Source organism: Xanthomonas sp. Leaf148, assembly GCF_001423585.1.
GTDB lineage: Bacteria > Pseudomonadota > Gammaproteobacteria > Xanthomonadales > Xanthomonadaceae > Xanthomonas.
This window is the reverse complement of the sequence record NZ_LMOP01000008.1, coordinates 1,481,702-1,503,816: the sequence shown is the minus strand read 5'-3', so window position 1 is coordinate 1,503,816 and position 22,115 is coordinate 1,481,702. Positions and strand designations below refer to the sequence as shown.

Below are 22,115 nucleotides of genomic sequence, written 5' to 3'. Positions count from 1 at the left end.
CCCTCATGCCTTTAACCGATCTGATGGCGGCCGTGCGCACCGTGGTGTCGCCGGCCGCCGATCGCGACACCGTCCTGCACACCGCCGCCGAGTTGCTGTCCTGCCGACAGGCCGGCGCCGACGAGCTCTACGTCAACCTGTGCGAGCGCGAGGCCCTGGGCAGTACCGCCATCGGCCATGGCATCGCCATTCCGCATGGACGCTGCCCCAATCTGACCGAACCCCGCGGCGCGCTGCTGCGGCTGGACGCCCCGGTCGCGTTCGGCGGCGACGAACCGGTGGATCTGGTGTTCGCCATGGCGGTGCCTGCGCACTACACCCATCAACACCTGATGCTGTTGTCGGAACTGGCCGAGCGCTTCTCCGACCCGCAGTTCCGTCAGCAACTGCGCGCCGCGCCCGATGCCGACGCGCTGATGGCCCTGCTCACCGATGCGCCTCCACCACAGGCCAGCGCGGCATGAATACCAGCATCACCGCACGCGAATTGTTCGACCAGCAGCGCGACAAGCTGGCGCTGCGCTGGGTCGCCGGGCAGAAAGGCGAGCACCGCGAGATCGAGGCCGGCAGCAACAATGCCCGCCGCCCGTCGCTGGCCGGCTATCTCAATGTGATCTATCCCAACAAGGTGCAGATCCTGGGCACCGAAGAGCTGGCCTGGCTGGATTCGCTGGACGCGCGGCAGCGCTGGGAAACCATCGAAAAAATCATCCAGGTGCAGCCGCTGGCACTGGCGATCAGCAAGAACCAGTCGTGCCCGGAAGATCTGCGCGCGGCCGCCGATGAGTCCAACACTCCGCTGTGGATCTCGCCCAAGCGCGGCCATGAGCTGCTCAATCACCTCTCCTACCACCTGGCGCGCACGCTGGCGCCGCGGGTCACGCTGCATGGCGTGTTCATGGAGATCTATTCGATCGGCGTGCTGATCACCGGCGAAGCCGGCTCGGGCAAGAGCGAGCTGGCGCTGGAACTGCTCAGCCGCGGCCACCGCCTGGTGGCCGACGATGCGCCGGAATTCACCCAGATCGCTCCCGACGTACTCGATGGCACCTGCCCCGAATTGCTGCAGGACCTGCTGGAAGTGCGCGGCCTGGGCGTGTTGAACGTGCGCGACATGTTCGGCGACACCGCGGTGAAGAAGAACAAGTATCTGCGCCTGATCGTGCACCTGACCCGGCCGATGACCGAACCCATGCCGTCCGGCTACGAGCGTCTGACCGGCGATTCCGGCAGCCGCCACGTGCTGGATCTGGATGTGCCGCTGATCACCCTACCGGTGATGCCGGGCCGCAACCTGGCCGTGCTGACCGAGGCCGCCACCCGGCTGCATATCCTGCGCACCAAGGGCATCGACCCGGCGGCGATGTTCATCGCCCGCCACAGCAACCTGCTGGAGCGACGCACGCCATGAGCATCACGCCCTCCACGCTGATGATCGTGAGCGGGCTGTCCGGCTCGGGCAAATCGGTCGCGCTGAAAACTTTCGAAGACCTGGATTACTACTGCTCGGACAATCTGCCGGTTGAGCTGCTGCCAGACTTCGTCAAGAGCCGCCTGCGCGGCAACCCGATCGGCGACCAGCGCCTGGCGGTCGGTATCGACGTGCGTAGTCGCAGCGACCTCACCCAGTTGGCGCAATGGCGCCAAGCCGCGCAGGAATACGGCATCGAGGCACGCCTGCTGTTTTTCGAAGCCAGCGATGAAGCGCTGATCAAACGCTATGCCGACACCCGTCGCCGTCATCCACTGAGCCATCTCGGCCTGGCGTTGCCGGAGGCGATCACCCGCGAGCGGCAGTTGACCGAGCCGCTACGCGCGCAGGCCGACGCCATCATCGATACCAGCACGCTCAACGTGCATCAATTGCGTCGCCGTGTGGTCACCGAGTTTGCGCTCGGCTCCAACGACCGTCTGTCGCTGCTGTTCGAATCGTTCGCCTACAAGCGCGGCGTGCCGGCCGAAGCCGACTTCGTGTTCGATGCGCGCGTGCTGCCCAATCCGCACTGGGACCCGGAACTGCGACCGCTCACCGGCCGCGATGCCGGCGTGCGCAACTATCTGGATAACGAGGCGGATGTGCAGCGCTACAGCGCGCAGATTGTGGACCTGCTCGATACCTGGCTGCCGCGGCTGCGCAACGACACCCGCAGCTACGTGACCATCGCCTTCGGCTGCACCGGCGGCAAGCATCGCTCGGTGTACATGGCCGAACGCATGGCGCGGCATGCGCGCGAACAGGGCTGGCCGGAAGTAGCCACGTTTCATCGCGAGCAGGACTGATTGGGGCCGGGATTTGGAATTCGGGATTGGGGATTGGTCAAAGCGATCAAGCGATGTCCTGCGTGCTGTGACGAATTTGACTGAGCTGGCTTGGAAGGTTTTTTCTGCGGGTTGACGCGTTGCCTACGCGTCGTTGGCGTGGATCGCGGGACTGGATGTAGCTGACGTGCCTTGTTGCGGCTTGCTCAGTCTTTACGCAACATCACGGATTGCAGGTGCTTGGACATGCGCGTGCGCTTTTCAGAACCTGTAGGCCTCATCCTTTATCTGGACGTGCACTGCTCAGCAAAGTGCGAATTGCAGCGCTCGCTTGCTGTGCGTTCGGCAGCGACCTGATGCGCGTCATGGATCATTCGTCACAGCCGCTGCAACGCGCTTGTTGCGCGCCGCGCACGCGCTCTGTTGCTGCGGTCCTAAACGGCTATTCAGTTCGCAACGCATCGGTGCGGGTAAACGCTATCGCGCGGTCACGCTGACCTGTTAACGTTTCGGCATGGCCTGTGGCATTCTCCTCATTACTCATCCCGGCATCGGCGCAGCGTTGTTGAACGTGGCGACGGGGCTGTTGCGGCATTTGCCGCTGAAGACCGAAGCATTCGATGTGCCGTTCGATGCAGACCTGGACGCATTGTTGCCCCAGGCCTCGACGGCGATGCGTCGGGTCGACAGCGGCGACGGCGTGCTGGTCATGACCGACCTGTATGGCGCAAGCCCCAGCAACCTCGCCAGCCGGTTGGCCAAGCTGGGCACGCCGGTTCGCCGGGTGTCCGCGCTGAGCCTGCCGATGCTGCTGCGGGTGATGAATTACCCCGAACAAGGTTTGCAGGAGCTGCCCGCCACCGCGGCGGCCGGTACCCGCAACGGAGCGATCATCGACGATGCTTGAACGCGAACTCATTGTGTCCAACCGACTCGGACTGCACGCGCGGGCAACCGCCAAGCTGGTGCAGACGCTGTCGTCCTATCGCAGCAACGCCACGCTGGCGGCCAAGGGCCGCGAGGTGAACGCCAAGAGCATCATGGGCGTGATGTTGCTGGCCGCCGGCCAAGGCACCAGCGTGGTGGTGCGCCTGGATGGCGAAGACGAAGCCGAGGCCTTGCAGGCCCTGGTGGACTTGTTCGAGCGTCGTTTCGACGAGGACAGCTGAGCATGCGCGGCGTCGGCGCCGTTGCGACCGACACGGCGCCGCTGCGCCAGGCACACGCATGAGTCTGCGCCTGCGCGGACATGGCGCCTCACGCGGCAATGCGCTCGGGCGTGCGCGCGTACGCCAGAGCCACACGCTGGAAGTGGCCGAACAACGCGTGCCCGCCAACCAGGTGGAAACGCAGTTGCAGCGCCTGCACACCGCCATCGAGGCAGCACGCGTCGAAATGCAGGAGCTGCGCGATCGCCTGCATGGCGCGCTGGCGCGCGAAGTCGGCGAATTTCTCGAACTGCATGCGCTGCTGCTGGACGACCCGGAATTGCTGCAGGGGCTGGATGAGCTGATCCGCACCCACCGCTACAGTGCCGACTACGCGCTGCGCGTGCAGCGCGACCGGCTGGCGGCAGTGTTCGATGGCATGGAAGACGCGTATCTCAAGAGCCGCATGGACGATCTGGATCACGTGATCGGCCGCATTCATGCGTTCTTGCACAAGCGTGCGCCCGACCTCAAGGGCGTGGCCGGCGAGATCCTGGTCTGCGACAACGTGGCGCCGTCCGAACTGGCGCAGCTGCAGGCGCAAGGCGTGGTCGGCATCGTCACCACCGCCGGCAGCGCGCTGTCGCATAGCGCGATCCTGGCGCGCAGCCTGCATCTGCCGCTGGTGGTGGGCGTGGCCGATGCGGTGCAGCGGATCGACGATGGCGATGTCCTGATCGTCGATGCCGGCTCCGGCCAGGTGATCGTCGACCCCACGCCCGACCATCTGCGCGACTACCGCGAGCGTTTACGCACGCTGGCCAAGGAGCAGCGCGAACTCGGCCGGCTGCGTTCCAAGCCCACGCGCACCCGCGACAACGTCGATATCACCCTGCTGGCCAACGCCGAGTCGCTGGAAGACGTCGCGCGCGCGCATGCCCTGGGCGCCAGCGGTCTGGGCCTGTACCGCACCGAATTCCTGTTCCTGCAGCGCAACGAGCTGCCGGACGAAGACGAGCAGTTCCACACCTATCGCGACACCGTACTGGGCATGAGCGGCCGCCCGGTGACCATTCGCACGCTGGATCTGGGCGCCGACAAGGCCGACCGCACCGGCCTGACCTTGAGCGACGAAGACAACCCGGCCCTGGGCCTGCGTGGCGTGCGCCTGTCGCTAGCCCGCCCTGCGGTGGCGCAGGCGCAGTTGCGCGCGATCCTGCGCGCCTCCGGCTACGGCCCGGTGCGCATCCTGGTGCCGATGGTCAGCGGCCGCGAAGAAATCCAGTTGGTGCGCAAACAGCTGAAAAAGCTCACCGCGCAGCTGCGCGACGAAGGCCACGAGATTGCCGAGCACATTCCGCTCGGCGCGATGATCGAGGTGCCTGCCGCGGCGCTGGCGCTGGATTGCTTTATCGACGACATCGACTTCCTGTCGATCGGCACCAACGATCTGGTGCAGTACCTGCTGGCGGTGGATCGCAACAACGAGGCGCTGGGCGAGTTGTATTCGCCACTGCATCCGGCGGTGTTGCGGCTGATTGCGCAGGTGATCGCCACCGGGCGGGCGTACGGCAAGCCGGTGGCGGTGTGCGGCGAGATTGCCGGCGACCCGCGGTTCGTGCCGATGTTGCTGGCGTTGGGGCTCACCGAATTCAGCCTGCACCCGGCCACCTTGCTGGAAGTGCGCCGCGCGGTACGCGACATCCACCTGGGCGAGCTGCGCGTGCATGGCGACAAACTATTGCGCGCACGCGACCGCAAGGGCATCGAGAAGTGGCTGGCCTGCAATGCGCAGGGCGTGTTGCGGTAGCGCGACGGGCGACTGAGAGCAGCCAACAAAACGACTGTGTTCACCGCCATGCGTGCGCAGCCGGTGCTCGGTGCGGCATGTACCACACGGACATCTGGTTCCTCCGCGCAGCCCGCACCCAGCTGACGACTGCTCGCTACGTGTTGTTAGGCGATCTGATCGCCTCTGCCCTGCGCGCACCGCGACACGCAGAGTCGGCCATTTCATCGCCACTTGCGCACGCCGCACGTCGTTGGCCCGATGCGGCAAGAATCTGCGCAACGCGTTCACCGCTGCAGGGCACCTGCTGCATCGCTTCGGCAATCTGCATGCGGATCGCCACGCCGCTGTATGTTTCGTCACCATGCGCAAGCGATAATGCCGTGCTGATCCAGCACCGCGTCTCCTACTGACGGCGCGTCCACTCTTCCGGGGAGCCGCGCATGGCCGAAGCCGTCCGCCACGACAAGACTGCGCGCCAGCTACGATTGCTGTCCGACGCGCTGGATAGCGGACGCCTGGGACCGGTACGCCGGCTGGTCAACACGCTGGCGCCGGCGGAGATCGGCAACCTGCTCGAATCGCTGCCGCCCGGCAAGCGCGAAGTGGTGTGGGGTCTGGTCGACCCGGAAGATGATGGCGAAGTGCTGTTGCATGTCGGCGATGAAGTGCGCGAAAGCCTGCTGGCCGACATGGACACCGACGAAATCGTCGCCGCGGTCGAAGACCTGGACATCGACGATCTGGCCAATCTGGTCGAAGACCTGCCCGACACCGTCATCGACGAAGTGCTCAAGTCGATGGACCGCGAGAACCGCGAGCGGCTGGAGCAGGTGCTGTCGTATCCGGAAGACACCGCCGGCCGCCTGATGAACCCGGACGTGGTGACGGTGCGCGCCGACGTCAATGTCGATGTGGTGCTGCGCTATCTGCGCCTGCGCGGCGAACTGCCCGATCACACCGATCACCTGTATGTGGTGAGCCGACGTCATCAGTATCTGGGGCGTGTGTCGCTGGCCGCGCTGGTTACGCATGAGGACAGCACGCCGGTCAACCGCTTGATCGACGACGAACAACCGGCGATCGATGTGGGCGATGGATCGGACGAGGTGGCGCGGCGCTTCTCCGATCACGACTGGATCTCCGCCCCGGTGGTGGACGACAACAACATCCTGCTCGGCCGCATCACCATCGATGACGTGGTGGACATCATCCGCGAGCAGGCCGAGCACCAGGCCATGAGCGCGGCCGGCTTGGACGAAGACGAGGACATGTTCAGCCCGGCGCGGCGTGCATTCCGTCGCCGGCTGATCTGGCTGGGCATCAATCTATGCACCGCTTTTCTCGCCTCCAGCGTTGTCAGCCGCTTCGAAGGCACCATCGAAAAACTGGTGGCGCTTGCGGCATTGATGCCGATCGTGGCCGGCATGGGCGGTAACGCCGGCACCCAGGTGCTGGCGCTGATGGTGCGCGGCCTGGCGCTGGGGCAGATCGGCTCGTCCAACGTGATGACCCTGCTCAAGAAGGAACTCACGGTCGCGCTGATCAACGGCCTGTTCCTGGGCGTGGGGCTTGGCCTGATCGTGTTGGCCTGGTTCCGTCAGCCGATGCTGTCGCTGGTGATCGGCACCGCGCTGACCTTGAACATGCTCACCGCTGCCTTCGGTGGCGTGCTGGTGCCGGTGACGCTCAAACGGTTGGGCTTCGATCCGGCGCTGGCAGGCGGCGTGATCCTGACCACGCTGACCGACGTGATGGGCTTTTTGAGCTTCCTGGGCCTGGCCACGTTGATCCTGATGCCGTGAGCGCGTGCGCCTGATCGTGTGTGTGCGCAGCCAAGAGTGAAGGACCGCATGACGCGTCCATGCAGATCGCCGCAGCGCGACGTGCCAGCGCAGCTGCATGCGGCGATACTGCAGTTCTGTGATCGATGGGGAGTGCTGCGTGATCGTTCGTTGCGTCTTATTTGCAATTCTTGCGCTGGTACTCGCCGGTTGCTCCAGCATGGCTGAGCGCCAGCACGACGGGCGGCGCGGCCACTTCGTCGCCCGCACCCTGCAGCTGGAGGGCCGGCTATATCGCTATCAGGTGTTCGTGCCGGCCGCCAAGGCGCCGCAGCCACGGCCGATCGTGTTGTTTCTGCATGGCTCGGGCGAGCGCGGCGACAACGGTCGCGATCAGGCCGAAGTCGGTGTCGGCCCTTACTTGAGCGAACACACCGCCGAATTCCCTGCGCTGGTGGTATTGCCGCAGGTGCCCGACGACGAGGAATGGCTGGGCATCAATGCGCGCATGGCGATCGCTGCGCTGGATGCGGCCAGCGCCGAGTTCGCTGCCGACCCACAACGCACCTACCTCACCGGCATCTCGATGGGCGGTTATGGGGCGTGGGAAATCGGGCTGATGCAGCCGCAGCGATTCGCCGCGATCGTGCCGGTCTGCGGCGCACTCAAGGCGCCACGCGACGAGCGCCACACGCTGTACGTCAGCCTGGTGGCCAAGGAAGCCGACCCGTACACGGCGGCGGTCACCCAGCTCAAGCACGTCCCGATCTGGACGTTCCATGGCGCCAAGGACACCTCCGTGCCACCGCACGACGACCGCGCGCTATACCGCGCGGCAAAAGGCGTGGGCGCCAACCTGCGCTACAGCGAATATCCCGAAGGCAACCACAACGTCTGGGACGCGACCTACGCGGACCCGGCAATGTGGGAATGGATGTTCAAGCAGCGCCTGCGCTGAGCATGTTGCAGTTGGATGCAGTGGACGCGCGCTCAGGCGCGCGGCGACTGCTGCAGTGAAGGCGAAGGCCGGCGGTGATTCTGCCGGCGCCTACCTGACGCTACCGCGCGTTGCGCCTGCCAGTTGATTTCAACCCGCACAGCACCCGAAGACCTAACCGCCGCCATCAATGGTGGTAACCAGTCTCCGCAGTGATCTTGCCGCGGAACACCCGGTACGACCACACCGTGTAGCCCAGGATCAGCGGCAGCAACATCACCAGACCCACTATCGCGAACAGTTGCGAAGACTGCGGAGCGGCGGCCTGCCAGATGGTGTAGACCGGCGGCACCAGATACGGCCACATGCCCAGCACCAGGCCCAGAAACCCGAGCACGAACAAGCCCATCGCCAGCAGGAACGGCGGTGTGTCCGGCCGCCCCGGTTCGGTCGCGCGCCACAGCGCATAGCCCACCACGGCAACCAGCACCGGCACCGGCATCAGCCACAGGTAATGCGCATCGTTGAACCAGCGATCCATCACATGCGATTGCAACGACGGCAGCCACGCGCTGACCAGGCCGATGAAGACCAGCACGCTGAGGGTCAGTGGCCGGCTCAGCTGACGCGCCAGCGCTTGCACGTGGCCTTCGGTCTTGAGGATCAACCAGGTGCTGCCGAGCAGCGCATAACCGAATACCAATGCCGCGCCGGTCAACATCGCAAACGGGCTGAACCAGCCCCAGATCCCGCCGACATAGCGGTCGTTCTCGATCGGCAGGCCCTGCACCAGTGCGCCCAGGATCACGCCCTGCGCGAAGGTGGCCAGAATCGAGCCGGCGGCAAACGCGTTGCTCCATAGCCGCCGCGAACGCTGTGCCTTGAACCGGAACTCGAACGCCACACCGCGGAACACCAACGCCATCACCATCAGCAACACCGGCAGATACAACGACGACAGAATCACTGCGTAGGCCTTCGGAAACGCCGCCAGCAGCCCTGCCCCGCCCAGCACCAGCCAGGTTTCGTTGCCGTCCCAGATCGGCGCGGCAGTGTTCATCATCAGGTCCAGCTGTGCTTCGTCCTTGCGAAACGGCGCCAGGATGCCGATGCCGAGCACGAAGCCGTCCAGCACTACGTACATCAGCACCCCGAAGCCGATCACCGCAAACCATGCCACCGGCAACACTGTTGTCATGTCCATCATGCGGCTCCGTCGATCGATGCATCGGCCGCCGACAGCGGCCGTGCGGGGGTGTGTTCGCCATGGTCCAGATGCGGTGCATCGTGCGGGGTCGGCCCGGTCTTGCCGATCTTGACCAGGTACCAGATGCCCCAGCCGAACACGAAGGCATAGCCGGCCACGTACACCGCCAACGAGATAGCGGTCATCAGCGCCGACTGCGGCCCCACCGCATCGGCGGTGCGCAGCAGCCCATAGACCACGTACGGCTGCCGGCCCATTTCAGTCACAAACCAGCCGGAGATCAGCGCGATGAAGCCGCTCGGCAGCATCCAGCGCCAGGTCGCCAGCAACCAGCGCCACTGCAACAGCTTGCCGCGCCACAACGCGAATGCCGACACCCAGGCCACCAGCAACATCAACGAGCCGATCCCCACCATGATGCGGAAGGCGAAGAACACCGGCGTCACCGGCGGGCGGTCGTGCGCCGGCACCGAGGTCAGCGGCGCGATGTTGCCGTCCAGGCTGTGGGTCAGGATCAGGCTGCCCAGGCGCGGAATCGCCAGCTCGTAGTCGTTACGCTCGGCCTGCGCATTCGGCAGGGCGAACACCACCAGCGGGAATCCCTTGCCCGGCTCTTCGGCATGCCAGTGCGCTTCCATCGCCGCGATCTTCATCGGCTGATGCTTGAGCGTATTCAAGCCATGCATGTCGCCGACGAAGATCTGCAGCGGCACGGTGATGGACGCGAACACCACCGCCAGCTTGAGCATGCGCAGGCCGGCCTCGCGGTGCACGCCGCGATGCAGATACCACGCACCTACCGCGCCCACCACAAAACAGGTGGTGATGAACGAGCCCAGCGCCATGTGCGCAAGCCGATACGGAAACGAGGGATTGAAGATGATCTTCAACCAGTCCACCGGATGCACGATGCCCTCGATCACCTCGTAGCCGGCCGGCGTCTGCAACCAGCTGTTGGAGGAAAGAATCCAGAATGTGGACAACAGCGTGCCCAGCGCCACCATGCAGGTGGCAAAGAAGTGCAGGCGCTCGGAAATGCGTCCCCACCCGAACATCATCACGCCCAGAAAACTGGCTTCGAGGAAGAACGCGGTGAGCACTTCGTAGCTCAGCAACGGCCCGATCACCCCGCCCGCAATGCGGCTCAGTTCCGGCCAGTTGGCACCGAACTGGAAGGCCATCACGATGCCGCTGACCACACCCATGCCGAACGACACGGCAAAGATTTTTTGCCAGAAGAAATACAGCTCGCGCCAGACCGGCAGACGAGTGCGCAACCAGCGCCATTCCAGAAACGCCAGCAAGCTGGAAAGCCCGATGGTGAAGGCGGGAAACAAGACGTGGAAGGCGATGACGAATCCGAACTGGATACGCGATAGCAGCAGAGCGTCCACGGAGAGTGCTCCAGGAAAAGGTGGGAAGCGTCGGCGCACACGCTGCAAATCGATCGCCGAGACACACTGCGGTGGTCGATCGCGACGTCTACGCGACACCAACATGGTATGGACGGATGCGCCCGTTCCCGATGCGACATGGCGTCGCATCTGCGGCAGTGTGTCGCAGCTGCCAGGCAAAAACGGCGCACCGGTGCGCATGCGGCAAGGCCCTGATCAGTGCGACCCGCTCAGACGATGCGCGCACGTCGCACCGCTCGCCGTGCACTTACAGCGGCGAACAAAACGTAGCGAGCAGTCGTCAGGTGGGTGTGGACGGCGCGGAGGAACCGGAGTGTACGAGGGGGGATACATGCCGCACCGAGCACCGGCCGCGCCCGCCTGGCGGTGAGCACAGGAGTTTTGTTAGCTGCTCTTAGTCGTCCGCCTCCCTGCCGGCACCGGCACCGGCACCGCCGAGCCGCTTGACAGCGCATTGGCCTCCCATGCCGCCACGGCATCACCCAGGCCGCTATGGCCGCACCTGCTCCCAGATGCGCACGAAATTGCCGCTATAGACATCGACGATGCGCTGGATGGGCCAGCCTGCGTCGAGCATCGCCTGGGTGAGCCGGGGCAGATCCGCGCCGCTGCGCATGCCGATCGGCAGGCTGGAGATGCCGCCATCGAAATCGCTACCGAAACTCAGATGCTTCCACGGATCTTCGACGATTCCCATGCCGGCGATCAGCCGGGCAAAGGCTTCGTAGTAGCCAATGACGAAGGCCAGATCGGCATCCATATTCGGCGTGTCGTCGGCCAGATACGCATGTTGCAGAAAGTACGGCGCCAGAATGACGCTGATGCAGCCACCGGTTTGCACGATGGCGCGGATCGCCGCATCGTCGAAGCCGCGCTCGAGATGATGCGATGGCCGCGTTTCGGTGCCCCTGGTAATGCTGCGCGATGCGGCGTGCGAGGCCATGGCCGGCACGTTGCGCTGCACGCAGATCTCGCACGCGTCGATCACCCCCTGGCTCGATGTATGCGAAAGATCCACCAGCAGTCCGACCGCGATGCAGCGCTCCACGACCTGCCGACCGAATTCCGACAGACCTGCCCCCTCGATCATGCGCCACGGATTGAGCGCGGCATAGCCGGCCTGCGAGATGTCGGTATGGCTGAAATGGTTGAGTGTCAGGTAGGCGGCCCCTTCCTTGGCAGCGGTGCCCAGACGCTCCAGCCGCAACGCCTGGCTGCGACTGCCGCGTGGACCGAGCATATGCGCCCCCTCCAACGACAGGATCGCGCAACACAGACCTTCGGCCCGAATCGCACGCAGCTCGGCGGCACTGCGTGCCAACCGTAAGCGTCCCCGGCTCGCTTCCACCATCGCCTCGACATAGCGCCGATGATCCACCCAGTTTTTCCAGGGGTCGAGGAACGGCACGGCAACGAGGTTTTCCCAGAGCGCGTGGGCGCTGAAACAGGCACCGCCGTAACCGCCTGCAAGAAAATCGGGGCCACTCACATGGTGCATCAGCGGTTGATTGCGACCTCTCGGCGAGGTCTTGTTCATCAGCCAGAGGATCAACGAGCGTCGATGCGCCTTCCAGTCGCCTTTCCAGAAATCGTAACCGCCCACCCGCGACAGATACAGCGAATCCAGATGCGTGTCGACCGGATAGGCCAGCGCATGCACGGCCTCCAACGTCTGCGCAACAGTCAGGCCTGCAGACTCCTGGGATGACACGGCACTCATGGACGCTCCGGCAATGCCCCTGAAAAACGCACGACTCACAGCGCCCTATGAGCGTTGGATTATAAAAGATGGCATCCGGAAAACTCGCTGAAAGCGCTGGATTCGACTGCCTAAAAGCTAATGGAACCGTTCCGGCAAGTCCACGGGCGCAGCGCTTTTTTGAGAGCGCATCCACAAGGCGACGTGCGTGCTCATTGGCGGTGATGGGTAGTCGACCCTCTGACTGGCGTCATTTGACCGCAGGATGCGCGCGTGTCATGGCATTGCCGTCGGCAACCGCAAGTGCGTGCAGCGACGGGATCGAGCCGGCGGCATGACATTGCCGCCGATACCCGCCTGCAGGTCGCTGAACTGCAGGCGCCGACAGTTTGCCGATGCAAACCGATGCGTCGGCTCTACGCACCCGGCACGATTACGCCGCGGCGCGTACCCGCCGTGCCAGTTCGCTGATCAACGCGATGCCGGCAGTGAGTCCCACCATCGACAGGAATTGCGCGCGGGTGTCCGCCGAGGACGCCAGCAGCACGAAGATCACCGCCAGGATCGCCAACGCCAGCAGCGTCAACACCGGATACCCGCGCATACGGAACGGCAAGGCGATACCGGCACGGTCCGCGCGCGAACGCAGGATCAACTGCGACAGCAGCGAGATGGTCCACACCAGCAAGCAGGTGGCGCCCACGATATTGAGCAGCATCGGCAGCACCTTGCCCGGATACAGCAATTCCAGCACGGCGGCGGCAAAACCGAACAGCACACTGGCGATCACCGCCACCAGCGGCACCTGCTGGCGGCTAGTGTTGCCCAGCCAACGCGGCGCCTCACCGCGCTGGGCCAGCGAGAAGATCATGCGCGAGGCGCCGTAGAGATTGGCGTTGAGCGCCGACAACAGCGCCACCACCGCCACCAGCGTGATACCGGTGGCCGCGCCGGGAATCCGCGCCACTTCCAGCACGGCGGCGAACGGCGAACTCAGCGCGGCGCTGGTCCACGGCACCACCGCCACGATGACGCTGATCGAACCGATATAGAACACCAGGATGCGCCAGGCCACGGTGCGGATGGTGCGCGCCAGGCTGCGCCCGGGGTCGGCGGTTTCGGCCGCCGCCACGGCCACGATCTCGGTACCGCCGAAGGCGAACACCACCACCAGCAACGCGGTGCCCACACCGGCCAGACCCTTGGGCGCGAACCCGCCGTGCTGGGTAAAGTTGGACAGCCCCGGCGATGCCACGCCCGGCAGCAGGCCGGCCAGCAATGCGCAGCCGAGTAGCAGGAAGATCACGATGGCGACCACCTTGAGGATGGCGAACCAGAATTCGAACTCGCCGAAATTGCGCACGCCCAGCAAGTTGATCACGGTGAAGGTGGCCATGAAGATCGACGCCAGCAGCGGCACCGGCAATGCCGGCCACACGGTGGCCAACAGGCTCGCCGCGCCCACCGCCTCGGCGGCGATCACCACCACGATCTGCAGCCACCATAGCCAGCCCACGGTTGCGCCAGCAGTCGCCCCCATCGCATCGGCCGCGTACACCGAGAAGGCGCCGCTGGCCGGCTTGGCCGCGGCCATCTCGCCGAGCGCGTTCATCACGATGATCACCAGCGCGCCGGCAATCAGATAGGACACCAGCACGGCCGGGCCGGCCGCATGGATGCCCACCCCCGAGCCCAGGAACAACCCGGCGCCGATCGCCGTGCCCAGGCCCATCATCATCAATTGCCGCGGTTTCAAGGCATGGCGCAACGCAGGCGCGGCGGTCTCAGCAACAGGATCGGTCGGAAGCGACATGGACGGAATCGCGAAGGTGGTAACGCGACACGATACCGCGTCGTGGCGCCGGCCGCGCCTCTTGACGAAGACGTCCAGGCCAGGCTCAAGTTGCGGCCGCGCCGTCGACAGCGTGCGCTCGCTCCGAAGCGATTGCCCAAGGCCATGCCGGTGCGCGAAGCGCTCGCGCGTCATGCTGCAGTGCACACTGACCGCAGGAGCAACGCCGGCGGCGGCATTGGCAAGGCGAGGCGATGCGCCGGTCGGTCCGAAGACAGGCTGCAACGTGGCGACGTCGCCGAGCGTACGCGCTGATCGAAGGCAGCCTGTCCACACCGTGATCTTGTATCGCGATAACGCGTCTGCGGCACCGTCCACACCAACCGTGTGGCGATGCGCGGTCGTCATCGCCCTTCCCTTCCTACCAACGGCATGTCGCTGCGGCGCGGCCACCTCAGACACATGAGAAGGCGTGGCCGGCAACATCGCGACACATAAAAAAATCCCCGGCATTGCCGGGGATCTATGGATGCAACGCTGCGCCGACGCTTACTCGGCCAGATTCTTGCCTGCACCTGCGGTGGCGATCACCTTGGCCTTGACCTGCGCGGCCGGCGTGACGGTGTAGATGTAGCCCAGCGATTCCGGGAACACCTTGGAGCTGACCCAGTTGGTGGCATTGGCGTAGGGCTTGCTGCCATCGGGCGTACCCCAGGTGATGCCGCTGCCGACGTAGTTGTTGATCAGGTCCCAATAGCCGATCTCGCTGCTATCGCGCGAGGTCACCGGGTTCTTGATGTTCTCGAAGTAGTTGGACTCGATCTTGGCGACGCCGCCCATGCGCACGTTGATGCCCGAGGTGGTGACGTTGTTGAAGTAGTTGTTGTAGATATGGCTCAACCCGCGACGCTGCAACGGCACGCGCGACTCGACGTTTTCGAAGCGGTTGTGGTGATAGGTGGTGCGTGCGGCCGAGTTCTTGGTGTCGCTGTCGCTGTAGCCGTTGAGCGCGACCTTTTGATAGTTGTAGACGTAGTTGTAGGACACGGTGACGTGGTGCACGCCCTTCTTCATGTCGATGCCGCCATCGAACGAGGCATCGCCGGCGCCGGAGCACTTGGTCAACGAGGCGAACACGGTGTTGTGGTCGACCCAGATCTTGGACGGTTCGCCAGTGGAATTGCCTTCCAGCGAAATCGAATCGGCATCTTCGCCGCCTTGCAGCAGGCCGATGGTCATGTTCTGGATGATCACGTTATGCGCGTTGCCGACCACGCGCACACCGAAGTTGGCCGCCGAGCCGTTGGCACCCTTGATGGTGACATCGCTCTTGTTCTTGATCTGCACGGTCTTGGCCGGCAGCTTCCACTGCGCGCACACATCCTTGATGGTGCCGAAGTCGAACTTGCCGGTGTAGTTGAGCACCAGACCACCACTGCCGGAATAACCGTCGATGGCCGCCTGCATCGCTTCGAAGGTGGCCACGTTGACCGGTGTCTTGTTGCCGCCGCCAGTGGTGGCAGCGCCGTAGCCAACCGGGCCGGCAATGGCGCTTGCGGCACCCGTGGACAGTGCAAGCGCGAGTGCGCCCTGGAGCATCTTGCTAATCATGCAGCCTCTCCCAAAGAAGTCGATAGGCGATGCGCGACGTCAGCGCGATGGCAACGACGTCGGCAAAGCAGTGCGTGGGGGCCGCATTCTTCGCGCGATTTAGAACATAAAACAATTATCCATCTTTGAAACTTTGACGCACCACGGTGTTCTCTTTGCAGGACATGCAAAAGAGACAGCAAGAGACACGCAGGACAGGACACTGCTGTGCATGCAACGCCACGCGCGATTGGCGGCTAGATGCAGGTATTTGCGATGCGTACGATGAGCGCAGAGGCAGCTACAGCGGCGCTGATTGCTGCACGGTTGCGCTGAGACAGCGCGTCGCTTCGATCGGTTGTTGCAATGCAGCGCCACGCAACGCAGCACAACCTGCACATCGACGATGTGCGCACGTCATAGACAATCAAGCGAATGCAACCCTGCCGTGTGGCCTCTACGTTGCAGCGATGACATGGCGCACCAGTCCCGCAGGCACGGCACGCTGCGGCGAGTGCTGATGACATGCCGCGCAGTGTCAGATCAACCGATGCCCCTGGCGATGACAGGCTGATGCAGCCACAGTGTTAAATGCAGTAGTACGCGCGACCGACAGCGCGTGGCTTGCGAGCGCTATGGCGCCGCAGTGGGCGCAGAAACCCGCTTGCCACGCAATTGCGCGGCAGGCAACGCAGTGAACGATCAAGGTGACCGCATATCACCGACGCACGCAGTCGATGTCTCGTCGAGCACTGGCGCGATGTTCTCGCGCACAGGCCGCATGCCTGATGCAGCGCACCACTGCGACACGCTCGCGCGACAATGCTCGGCTTTGCACGACAGTCGGCGCGCGACAGCGCCAGTGCTACGCCGCAACGCAACAGGAAGACAAGCTGCCCACCAGGAGCACCGCGCCTTTACACAGCGCGAGCGACCGATCCCGACACATGCGCAAGCTCACCGCCCGGCCACGGCGTGTGGTCATCGAGAAAGTCGCCGACCAGACGCATGCAGGCAGCGCGTTCTTCCACGTGCGGCATGTGGCTGGAGTTGGCGAACACATGCCAGCGTGCATCCGGAATCAGACGCGCGTACGGCTCGACGGTTTCCGGTGTGGCCTCGTCGTACTTGCCGGACAGCACCAGCGTGGGTGCCATGATGCGGTGCAGGCGCTCGATGATGCTCCAGTTGCGCAGACTGCCCACCACGTGGAATTCGGTTGGGCCATTCATGGCGTGATACACGGTCGGGTCGGCATCGATGGCGGCGAAAGTGCGTGCCACCTCGTCCGGCCAAGGCACCAGGCGGCACACATGCTGCGCGTAGAACACCTGGCTGGCCGCCCGGTATTCCGGGTGATCCAGCGTGCCGGCAGCTTCGTGTTGGTCCAACGCGGCCTGTACCTGCTCGGGCAGGCCGGCGCGCAGACGCAGCGCTGCCGCGCGCCACAAGCCCATCGACGCCGGCGAATTGGCGATCACCAACGCACGCAACCCGCTGGGCCGGCGCACCGCGTGCTCGGCGGCCAACATCCCACCCCACGACTGCCCCAGCAGGGCGTATTGCGAGAGGCCCAAGTGGTCGATCAGCGTCTGCAACTCGTCCAGAAACAGCCCGACCGTCCAGAACGCGGAATCCGCGTTAGGCAGATGGGTGGAACGGCCATTACCCAGCTGGTCGTAATGAATCACCGCCCGGCCGCTGCCGGCCAGGTCCTTGAAGCTGTCGACATAGTCGTGCGTGCAACCGGGCCCACCGTGCACCACCACCAGCGGGCAGGCATCGCTGCGCAGGTCGCCGCTGATGCGGTACCAGGTGCGATAGCCGCGGAATTGGACATACCCCTCGGTGGACTGCATGACCTGCGCCTGCTCGGCTAATGATGAGCGCCGAGCCTAGCGGGCAGCTGCGTCTGCGTTAACTGGCAAATCTCACAGGTTTGCAGCGGTTTCGAGGCCACCACATTGGTGGCTTGCGCGTTAGACAGGCTGCGGATCAACGCCTATGAAGTACCGACGATTGTGCAGACCAATCGCAAATTCGATGTTCAAGGTCGACGACTATCGACCACACCGCTACAACTACTGCGATGCGCAGCGTGACCAGGTCTTCAGCATCACCCATTGCAACCCAGGCGCGCGCCCTGCTATGACGTCAGGCGTCGTACCCAGCCTGCGCAACGCGGCGCCGGTCATTGAGAACGTCGATCGCCGCGCATCGATGCGTGGCGTGCAGTCAATGCCACAAGCAGCCACCGCAACGTACTTAAGGCTCCAGCAATCGGTAGTGCATGCCCCGTACCACCGCCTCGACACGATTGCGTGCGCCCAGTTTGCGCGCGGCCGAATTCAGATGCAGGTTGACCGTGGCGGTGGACCGATTGAGCGCGGCCGCAATGCTTTTGGCGGTTAGTCCCTTGGCCGAATACTGCAGGCATTCGCGCTCGCGCCGGGTCAGCGCGATGTGGTGGCAACGACGCTCCTGCGGGTCCAACAGCTCCTGCGCACGCGCCTGAAACGCATGCGCAAGCAGCAAGAACGCAGCAAGCTGCGCTTCGGCCAGGCGCGGCGCTTCGGCAACACTCGCGTCGACCGCACCACTGAACGTGGCAAACGCGCCGCCGGGCAGATGCAGCGGCACCGTGACACCGGTACCCATGCCGCTGTCGCACAGATAGCGCGTCACCTGGCGGTGCTGGGCGCCGACGTATTCCACTCCGGGCCGGTCGCCATCGGTGCGGTACGACCACACGAAAGGCGTGGTGCGTCGCGTGGCACGCTGCTGAACGGGGTCATGTTGATAGTAGCCGTGCTCGCACCAGACATGCTGCATATCGCCTGGCGCATTGCGCTGCATGAACACAGTCGGGGTGATCAGCGCACCTTCCATACTCAGCGGCACTGGCGCGTAGTCGTATACCAGCGACTGGAAGCCCAACGCGCACACGTCGCCAAATACCCGATCCAGACAGGCATTGAGCGTACGCAGTGCCTGCAGATCGCGGCCCAGGCTGGCCAGAGTGTCGAACATGGGGGTCCTTCGGAGCCGTTGACGCCATTGCTGGATGACATCCAGCACGGAAAACCTAGCACTTTTACCAATGGATGGGCTTGCCGGCCACATTATCGTCACAATGCCGGTCACACAGCTGCAGTGCAGCATCGGCGTCCCGGACCGCGCGCCTGCGCTAAACCTGCCTTCCTTACAGCGGATATCTGCATGACCGATACACCACGCCGCGACGATGCGGCAGAGCTGGAACGTTTTGGCTACACGCAAGAGCTCAAGCGCCAGCTCACGCTGAAGGATCTGCTGATCTACGGCTTGGTGTTCATGGTGCCGACCGCGCCGTTCTCGATCTTCGGCGGGGTGTTCGACATCAGTGCGGGGATGGTGCCGCTGGTGTATCTGGTCGGCTTCGTGGCGATGCTGTTCACCGCCTTGAGCTATCAACAGATGTCGCAGGCATTTCCGGTGGCCGGCTCGGTGTACGCGTACGTTGGCCGTGGGCTAAGCAGCGGCATGGGCTTCCTCGCCGGTTGGGCGATCCTGCTCGACTATCTGCTGGTGCCCACCCTGCTCTACGTCGTTGGCGCCAATGCCATGCATAACGTGTTGCCGGGGGTGCCGCAGCCGGCATGGATCGCGTTCTTCGTGGTGCTCAATACCGTGGTCAATCTGCGCGGCATCGAAACGACTGCGCGGGCGAATCGATTTTTTCTGTTCGCGCAGTTGGTGGTGCTGGCGGTGTTCGTGGTGCTGGCGACGCTGGCGATCCAGCGCGGCGTCAACGGCGCGCAGTGGACGCTGCGCCCGTTCTACAACCCGCAGGCGTTTTCGCCGCAACTGATCTTCAGTGCGCTGTCGGTGGCGGTGGTGTCGTTTCTGGGTTTCGATGCGATCTCCACGTTGTCGGAAGAAACGCGTGGCGGCAACCGCGTGGTGGGCCGCGCCACCTTGCTGGCCTTGGTGCTGGTGGCGGGCCTGTTTGTACTACAGACCTGGCTGGCCGCGTTGCTGCAACCGACGCTGCAGCGTTACCCAAGCGCGCAGGCCTCCAACGATGCGTTCTTCGACATCGGCCGGCTGATTGCCGGGCCGTGGTTGCAGATCGTCATCGCGTTGACGGTGGCAATCAGTGCGGCAATCGCCAATTCGCTGGTGGCGCAAGCAGCAACTTCGCGTCTGTTGTTCGCCATGGCACGCGACCGCCAGTTGCCGGCGTTCCTGCGCTACATCCATCCACGCACCGGCGTGCCGCAGCGCGCCATCCTGCTGGTGGCGGCGTTGAGCATGGTGCTGGGCGAAGTGTTTGTCGGCCAGATCGCGCTACTGTCGTCGCTGTGCAACGTCGGTGCGCTGACCGCATTCGTACTGCTGCATCTCGCCGTGCTCTGGCACTTTCGCAACCAGGGCCGGATCGTGTTGCATGGCGTGGTGCCGCTGATCGGCATCGTGATCCTGGCCTATGTGTTGATCAACGCCGACCGCCATGCGCAGCTCGGCGGCAGCGCATGGATGGTGGTGGGGTTGTGCGTGTTGGCGTTCTTGAAAGTCAGTGGTCGCTCGACCGAGTTCCGCGCCAGCGACGCAGTGGAATAGCGCTTCGCGCGCGGCGTTGAGCGTATGCAGTGTCTATATGCCACTGTGCACTGCGTGCACGCTGCAGTGCGCGCGTCTGCTGTGGAAATCAACGCCCGCTCGAATGCGGCATGTCGCGATGCATTAGCCGCGCGCGCATCTTTCGTCGACCCGCGGAGTCGCGCAGCCAGCCTCCCTAACGTGCTGTTCCAACAGTGCTGTGCACGCACGCGTGCACGTGCACTAAGTACACGCACGCGCGACGCTCCTATGTCCATCGCGCATGCGACGCAACGCATCGATGTGTACAAAAGCGATTGTATTTTTCTTGATCGCCCGTCTCTGAACGAGATTTTCAGCACATATTCAGCTCTAAACATTCGCTAGTCTCGTTCGGCGCCAACGATGGCGCCGAAGGGTGTAGCCCCCGCCGCACCCTGCCGATCCCTGACGAGAAGGACTACCCATGAATCGCAAGAATGCGTTGTACCTCGCGCTGCTCTCTGCTGTGTCCGGCGTTGCGCTGGCTGCGCCGCCCACCGAGATGGATGCCGCACCGGTGAGTAGCGCGCCGCAGGCGACCAAGCTCGGCGCGGCGACGTTGCAGTCGGCCAGCCTGCGCGGCGGCATCATGCCCACGCGCGTGGCGCAACTGGCTGCACCGAGCAGCAAGGAACTTGGCGCCGTGCGTGAGCGCCGTATTGCGCAGGTCAAGCATGGGCAGCCGCTGCAGATCGGCTTTACGCGCGCGGTGGCGCAGCCGTTGGTCAACCTGACCAAGCTCGATTGGCAGATGGCCGGCGACGGTTCGCGCGTTGCGACCTTGAAGCTGGGCTCCGCGCAGGCAGCATCGTTGCGTGCGGCGTTGCTGCTGCGTGGTGCCGGCGCAAAACCGGGCGACCCGTCCAAGGTGACACTGCGCTTTGCAGGCGACGACGGCCGCGTGTTCGAACAATCCGGTGCCAGCTTCGTCGGCACCGGCGATGCCATCGGCTGGTCGCCGACGGTGAGCGGCGAAAACCTGCTGGTCGAGCTATCGCTGCCGGCAGGCCTGTACCCGGAGAACTTCAGCCTCAGCATTCCGCAGCTGTCGCATCTGGATATCAGCCCCACCGCCAGCCCGCGCGACATGATGACCATTGCCATCGGCGAGAGCGATTCCTGCCAGAACGACATCGTGTGCCGCGCCAATCCCACCGCCGGCTTTACCAGCGCCGCGAAGGCGGTGGCGCGCATGTTGTACACCACCAGCCAGGGCTCGTTCCTGTGCACTGGCACCCTGCTCAACAACACCAACACGCCCAAGCGCAATCTGTTCTGGACTGCGGCGCACTGCATCAGCACGCAGACGGTGGCCAACAGCCTGCAGACATACTGGTTCTACGATGCGGCCAGCTGCAATGGCAACACCGCCAGTTCGCAGGCGACCACGCTCACCGGCGGCGCGTTCCTGCGCCATGCCAACACCACGCGCGACACCGCGCTGCTGGAACTGAAGACCGCACCGCCGAGCGGCGCGTTCTATGCCGCATGGAACAGCGCGGCGATCGGTGCCACCAGTACTTCGATCGTGGGTATCCATCACCCCGCGGGTGACGTCAAAAAGTACTCGCTGGGCACGGTCAATGGGCTCAACACCTCCATCGACGGCAAGACGCCGCTGTACCGCGTGGTGTGGAACGACGGCGTGACCGAAGGCGGCTCGTCCGGCTCAGGGCTGTTCACCATTGCCAGTGGCGGTGCGTATCAGCTGCGCGGCGGCCTGTATGGCGGCTATTCGTACTGCACCGCGCAGACCGATCCGGATTACTACTCGCGCTTCTCCGACGTGTATTCGTCGATCTCCACGTTCTTCGGGCAGTAAGCGTCAAAGCGTTGTAGTGCAATGCGTGGCAGGCGGTAGATCGCCTGTCA

Annotated in this window: 17 protein-coding genes and 2 other RNA genes; 11 read left to right on the top strand and 8 right to left on the bottom strand. The window is 64.3% G+C overall.

All coding sequences use genetic code 11. The features are described from left to right. Nucleotides 1-5: 5 nt before the first annotated feature. The 9 genes from ASF90_RS10810 (at nucleotide 6) to ASF90_RS10775 (ending at nucleotide 7,938) form a co-directional block, all read left to right on the top strand. Nucleotides 6-464 (top strand): PTS sugar transporter subunit IIA, encoded by a 459-nt coding sequence (locus ASF90_RS10810; protein ID WP_055849555.1) that lies wholly within the window; start codon nucleotides 6-8, stop codon nucleotides 462-464. Then, complete coding sequence (gene hprK, locus ASF90_RS10805) at nucleotides 461-1,411, top strand: HPr(Ser) kinase/phosphatase (protein ID WP_055849551.1); 951 nt, start codon at nucleotides 461-463, stop codon at nucleotides 1,409-1,411. The genes ASF90_RS10810 and hprK overlap by 4 nt, the downstream gene beginning before the upstream one ends. Further along, nucleotides 1,408-2,280, top strand: a complete 873-nt coding sequence (gene rapZ, locus ASF90_RS10800) for an RNase adapter RapZ (RefSeq protein WP_055849548.1) — start codon at nucleotides 1,408-1,410, stop codon at nucleotides 2,278-2,280. Before hprK ends, rapZ begins: the two co-directional genes overlap by 4 nt. A 493-nt stretch (nucleotides 2,281-2,773) precedes the next feature. Next, nucleotides 2,774-3,166 (top strand): PTS fructose IIA subunit family protein, encoded by a 393-nt coding sequence (locus tag ASF90_RS10795; protein WP_055849544.1) that lies wholly within the window; start codon nucleotides 2,774-2,776, stop codon nucleotides 3,164-3,166. Continuing rightward, nucleotides 3,159-3,428, top strand: a complete 270-nt coding sequence (locus ASF90_RS10790) for an HPr family phosphocarrier protein (RefSeq protein ID WP_005913389.1) — start codon at nucleotides 3,159-3,161, stop codon at nucleotides 3,426-3,428. Before ASF90_RS10795 ends, ASF90_RS10790 begins: the two co-directional genes overlap by 8 nt. 58 nt (nucleotides 3,429-3,486) lie before the next feature. Beyond that, nucleotides 3,487-5,217 carry a phosphoenolpyruvate--protein phosphotransferase gene (ptsP, locus tag ASF90_RS10785; protein ID WP_055849541.1) on the top strand — a complete coding sequence of 577 codons (1,731 nt, stop codon included), beginning with the start codon at nucleotides 3,487-3,489 and terminating at the stop codon, nucleotides 5,215-5,217. A 77-nt stretch (nucleotides 5,218-5,294) separates the two neighbouring features. Further along, a non-coding RNA gene (locus tag ASF90_RS22110) (sX9 sRNA) lies at nucleotides 5,295-5,369 on the top strand. Between the two features lie 270 nt (nucleotides 5,370-5,639). Further along, a complete protein-coding gene (gene mgtE / locus ASF90_RS10780; protein ID WP_055849537.1) occupies nucleotides 5,640-7,001 on the top strand; it encodes a magnesium transporter in 1,362 nt (453 codons plus the stop codon). A gap of 97 nt (nucleotides 7,002-7,098) precedes the next feature. Then, complete coding sequence (locus ASF90_RS10775) at nucleotides 7,099-7,938, top strand: prolyl oligopeptidase family serine peptidase (protein ID WP_193552604.1); 840 nt, start codon at nucleotides 7,099-7,101, stop codon at nucleotides 7,936-7,938. Nucleotides 7,939-8,104: 166 nt separating this feature from the next. On the opposite strand, the gene cydB is transcribed toward ASF90_RS10775, so the two are convergent. From cydB to ASF90_RS10740, 8 genes are all read right to left on the bottom strand, one after another. Beyond that, nucleotides 8,105-9,121, bottom strand: a complete 1,017-nt coding sequence (gene cydB / locus ASF90_RS10770; protein WP_055849534.1) for a cytochrome d ubiquinol oxidase subunit II — start codon at nucleotides 9,119-9,121, stop codon at nucleotides 8,105-8,107. After that, nucleotides 9,121-10,518, bottom strand: coding sequence for a cytochrome ubiquinol oxidase subunit I (locus ASF90_RS10765; protein ID WP_055849530.1), 1,398 nt, complete (start codon nucleotides 10,516-10,518; stop codon nucleotides 9,121-9,123). Before ASF90_RS10765 ends, cydB begins: the two co-directional genes overlap by 1 nt. Nucleotides 10,519-10,793: 275 nt before the next feature. Further along, nucleotides 10,794-10,872: non-coding RNA, sX9 sRNA (locus ASF90_RS22105), on the bottom strand. Nucleotides 10,873-11,029: 157 nt separating this feature from the next. Then, complete coding sequence (locus tag ASF90_RS10760) at nucleotides 11,030-12,259, bottom strand: membrane dipeptidase (protein WP_055849527.1); 1,230 nt, start codon at nucleotides 12,257-12,259, stop codon at nucleotides 11,030-11,032. 412 nt (nucleotides 12,260-12,671) lie between these two features. Continuing rightward, nucleotides 12,672-14,051 (bottom strand): amino acid permease, encoded by a 1,380-nt coding sequence (locus ASF90_RS10755; protein ID WP_055849522.1) that lies wholly within the window; start codon nucleotides 14,049-14,051, stop codon nucleotides 12,672-12,674. Nucleotides 14,052-14,579: 528 nt separating this feature from the next. Next, nucleotides 14,580-15,641, bottom strand: coding sequence for a pectate lyase (locus ASF90_RS10750; RefSeq protein WP_055849519.1), 1,062 nt, complete (start codon nucleotides 15,639-15,641; stop codon nucleotides 14,580-14,582). A gap of 896 nt (nucleotides 15,642-16,537) precedes the next feature. Further along, the gene (locus tag ASF90_RS10745; protein WP_055849515.1) at nucleotides 16,538-17,479 is read right to left on the bottom strand and encodes a proline iminopeptidase-family hydrolase; all 942 of its coding nucleotides are present in this window, start codon (nucleotides 17,477-17,479) and stop codon (nucleotides 16,538-16,540) included. A 406-nt stretch (nucleotides 17,480-17,885) separates the two neighbouring features. Continuing rightward, a complete protein-coding gene (locus ASF90_RS10740; protein WP_055849511.1) occupies nucleotides 17,886-18,650 on the bottom strand; it encodes a LuxR family transcriptional regulator in 765 nt (254 codons plus the stop codon). 189 nt (nucleotides 18,651-18,839) lie between these two features. Here ASF90_RS10740 and ASF90_RS10735 point away from each other — a divergent pair, with 189 nt between their 5' ends. Further along, complete coding sequence (locus ASF90_RS10735; RefSeq protein ID WP_055849509.1) at nucleotides 18,840-20,222, top strand: APC family permease; 1,383 nt, start codon at nucleotides 18,840-18,842, stop codon at nucleotides 20,220-20,222. Between the two features lie 445 nt (nucleotides 20,223-20,667). Beyond that, complete coding sequence (locus tag ASF90_RS10730; RefSeq protein WP_055849506.1) at nucleotides 20,668-22,065, top strand: trypsin-like peptidase domain-containing protein; 1,398 nt, start codon at nucleotides 20,668-20,670, stop codon at nucleotides 22,063-22,065. Nucleotides 22,066-22,115 lie beyond the last annotated feature (50 nt).